This is a genomic window from Roseateles sp. P5_E11, from assembly GCF_054049355.1.
Map to the genome: position 1 here is coordinate 1 of NZ_JBFUMO010001106.1, position 859 is coordinate 859.

Consider the following 859-nt stretch of genomic DNA (forward strand, 5'->3'; position numbering starts at 1 on the left):
GTTCGACCATCAGGACGTGAGCGGCGTAGCTGGCGTGCTGAGCCAGCGGCGGCCATCCGGCAGCCTCCCAGCGCTGCGCAATCGGCTGGTGCAAGCGTCGAGGCACGTCGAGGAAGGCCAAGAGCAACGCGAGCTGCTGCTGCGGCGCCGCCTGAGTGTGAACGAGCGACGCGGCAATGCCATGAGCTTGCTCCAAAGTTTTGCAGTTCTGCGGCGTGATACCGAGTGCCTGCATCCCCCTGCCGACCCCTGGCAGGTCCAGTTCGGACAGCATCCGCCGCCACTCCGCGGCCGAGCCTCTCTCGACTTCGAGAAACTGCTCTCGCTGCCAGCGTGCGAATGCCTCGGCCTCTGGCGAGTTCTTGAAAACCACCCCTGACTTTCCGTCCGAGGCGCGCACGGGGCGGCCGCCAGCCATCGGAATCTGCCCGACATGAGGCGCGGGTTGCCCGAGCAGGTTAGAAATACAAATGTTGGCGTGGTGAACGCACGGCACCCCGCTCAGAACTGGCGTCTTTTCAGCGATGACGCGTACCTCGCCCTCGGCGGTGCGCGTACTGCCCTCCTTCATGGTCTTGGCCAGGTCCGCAAGGGTCTCTACGAAGAAGAGCGGGCAAACGACCGGTATGAAGAAATGGTCGAACCACACCGATTCGTCGACCGACAGCGACTGCAGGAATGACTTGTCAAAGAGTGCGATTGGCCCCATCTCCGTCCACCTTGTTAAAAAAGTGCATCAATGCTGTAACGGGTTGGTTCCCCCGCTTGCTCGGCAATATCTGGGCCCTAGGTCTGATTGGCAACTTCGTCGTTGCCCAGCAGGCGCATTGGGCCTGAGGTATCCATCGCACTCCAAGTT

General features: G+C 61.8%; 1 protein-coding gene. It reads right to left on the minus strand.

All coding sequences use genetic code 11. The features are described 5' to 3' along the window. The coding region (locus ACXJKR_RS33725; protein WP_457326570.1) for a hypothetical protein at positions 1-709 on the minus strand (709 nt) is incomplete at its 3' end. Positions 710-859 lie beyond the last annotated feature (150 nt).